Annotated in this window: 2 protein-coding genes; both read right to left on the reverse strand. The window is 43.8% G+C overall.

Annotation, left to right across the window (positions count from 1 at the left end):
* Positions 1–2656: RCC1 domain-containing protein (locus BAZSYMA_RS05455; RefSeq protein WP_479385926.1), on the reverse strand; the 2656-nt coding region annotated here is incomplete at its 3' end.
* 227 nt (positions 2657–2883) lie between these two features.
* Positions 2884–3048: a hypothetical protein gene (locus tag BAZSYMA_RS10215; RefSeq protein WP_206599445.1), complete on the reverse strand. Its 165-nt coding sequence runs from the start codon at positions 3046–3048 to the stop codon at positions 2884–2886.
* Positions 3049–3156: the final 108 nt, after the last annotated feature.

Consider the following 3156-nt stretch of genomic DNA (forward strand, 5'->3'; position numbering starts at 1 on the left):
ACTGTTGGTGTGGTGCCTCCATCATTTGGGTTACCCCACGCTGTGATTGAGCCATCGGCTTTAACGGCAACAAAGGCGTCAACGGTTGAATAAATCTTGGTATAACCACTGCCAGTAGGTGCACCTGTGCCTCCAGAATCTGAGCCACCCCACGCTGTGATTGAGCCATCGGCTTTAACGGCAGCAAAGGCAAACGCAGTTGAATAAATCTTGGTATAGCCACTGCCAGTGGGTGCACCTGTGCCTCCAGCATATGAGCCACCCCACGCCGTGATTGAGCCGTCAGCTTTAAGAGTGGCAAAGGCACCCCCAGTTGAATAAATTTTGGCATAGCCACTGCCAGTAGGTGCACCCGTACCTCCCCAATCTGAGCCACCCCACGCCGTGATTGAGCCATCGGCTTTAACGGCAGCAAAAGCACCCGCAGTTGAATAAATCTTGGTATAGCCACTACCAGTGGGTGCACCTGTGCTTCCCCAATCTGGATCACCCCACGCCGTGATTGAGCCATCGGCTTTAAGGGTGGAAAAGCTCCCCTAGTTGAATAAATCTTGGTATAACCACTGCCAGTGGGTGCACCTGCACCTCCAAAATCTGAGTCACCCCACGCCGTGATTGAGCCATCAGCTTTAAGAGCGGCAAAGGCACTCATAGTTGAATAAATCTTGGTATAACCACTGCCAGTGGGTGCACCTGTGCTTCCAGATTCTGAGTCACCCCACGCCGTGATTGAGCCATCAGCTTTAAGAGCGGCAAAGGCAAACCCAGTTGAATAAATCTTGGTATAGCCACTGCCAGTGGGTGCACCTGTGCCTCCAGAATCTGAATCACCCCACGCCGTGATTGAGCCATCAGCTTTAAGAGCGGCAAAGGCAGTCCAATTTGAATAAATCTTGGTATAGCCACTGCCAGTGGGTGCGCCTGCGCCTCCACCACTTGAATCACCCCACGCTGTGATTGAGCCATCGGTTTTAAGGGCAGCAAAGGCAACTTGATTAGGAAGATTTGACGCATTATAAGGTCCATCAAAATCATTCATAGCACTAGAATAATCTGGCTCAGCAAAGCGCCATTTCTCTACTGATTTTCCTATTGTTTCTTGCAAATAATCTTTTAATAAAGCCGCTCGAGCAGGTAAAAATTGCTCAGTCAGTGCTGGAGATAAAGCACCTTTCTCATCAACATGAACAAAAGATCCACTCTTTGGCCAGTGAACATTCGGGGCAATTTCTGCATCGTTGCTGTTTTGATGACAACCGCCACAACTCATTGCTTCAGCACGGTTTCTAATCATTTGTACACTGTAATTTGACAAATTTAACGCTGTTAGTTTTTTGCTGATGATTGCGCTTAAGTTTTCGTTTCTGCCGTTAGCGGTATTATCGCCTTCATTTGAATCTGATTGGAATTCATTGTAGCTATCATCATTATCCAAACTAAAGCCATTAATAATGTCTCTAGGACTAGGGTTACTTGCACGCCTTTCAGGTGCTAACAAGTTATCAACATAAGTACCAAAATCACGATTAAAGTGAGCCCTTAAAGTCTTTAACGAATCTGTCTCTAAATTCTCCTTTTTGGCAGGGAAAGCAGTTGGCAAATATGACCCTGAATTTTCCTTTTTGACAGAGGTGTCAGTTGACAAATCTAACACTAAACCCCTCTTATTGATATCAACTAAGAAATCAGTTGGTGAATATGGACCCATATTCCAAATAACTGGTAAGTCCCCCTTATTGACAAAGAGCCTAGTCAATGGGTTGGACTTAACGGTATCAGCAACAAAAATAACCTTTCCCTTAGCACTGATGTCGGTTTTAAATTCTCTCAGTTGCCATGGTTTCTGGATGGATGAGTTAGAGCGCACTTGACCTGTACCATGAGTGTAGTGAGTAAAGTCAACTACTGCAGGCAATTTAACACCCTTGTGCACCAAACCTTTGTAGAAGAACTTTTCTAGTTGTACTAACGCATCTGCTTTGTTCATTTTTCCTATTTCTTGCCAAAAATCTGCTAGTGCAAAACACCCTCTCTTGCCTTTACTGGAGTCTGGGTTAGGGTATTGAGCCTCAAAGGCTAGAAAGAATCTAGCGCCATTATTTTTATGATAAATAATTCGGTATTCGCCACAATGCTCACCATTGCTGGCACTTAGGTCAAAACGGTTGAATATTGCAGTTGGCGACATGTCTGAAAGAGAAACCTCTTTCTCTTTATCTCTTATTTGTAAATCCATTTTTACAAAGCCATTGGTTTTTGAGCTGACCTTAAATGTGTTTAGTAAGCTATTTAGGAGTTGAGTGTTTAGGAAATTATCTGGGAGTAGAGTGCTAATTCTATGCGATGGAAGGCCAGTACTATAGCGAATGCTTGTGAGTGTTCTAGCAAGTGAGAATTTTTCATCAAAATCATGGTTATCCACACCAATAGCACCTCGGTTAAATACCAAAGCATTGTTAGTCTCATTGTTATAGGCTGGGGAATCAGTACTTACTGAAAAATCACGACCCATTGATACTTTGCTTCGTAAGAAATCATTCATTAGGCTGTGTTCCCCGATGGATCCGCCTGCAATGGCTGTGTTGGTTAAGGCAATGAGGGCTATGCTTAATAGGGGGATGCGAATAAAGCTTGCGTTAAAAGATATTAGGTTCATTTTGAATGCTACTTTTATTTAAAGTCTTCATTCTACTGCTAAATTTAAGCTTGTCAAGTCTTGGTTAATTTATTAGTGAAATAAGTTAAATAGGAATTGACTTAGGTTTTTTGGCAACTTGAGTATTTTAGAGATTTTTTAACTTTTTGGTTGCCATATAGCAAACAACCCAAGTAAAAACTTGGGTTGTTTGTTGAAAAAAATCAAAGACTGGTGTCAATCCATGTTTAATCAGTTGCTGTTGGTGTGGTGCCTCCCTTACTTGAGTCACCCCACGCCTTGATTGAGCCATCGGCTTTAACGGCAACAAAGGCATACCCACTTATAAATCTTGATATAGCCACTGTCAGTGGGTGCATCTGTGCCTCCAGCACCTGAGCTACCCCACTCACCCTACGACTTGATTGAGCCAGCGGCAAAGGCACCCCCAGTTGAATAAATCTTGATATAGCCACTGTCAGTGGGTGCACCTGTGCCTCCATTGCCTGAGGCACCCCACA

This window comes from Bathymodiolus azoricus thioautotrophic gill symbiont (genome assembly GCF_001298715.1).
Lineage (GTDB): Bacteria > Pseudomonadota > Gammaproteobacteria > PS1 > Pseudothioglobaceae > Thiodubiliella.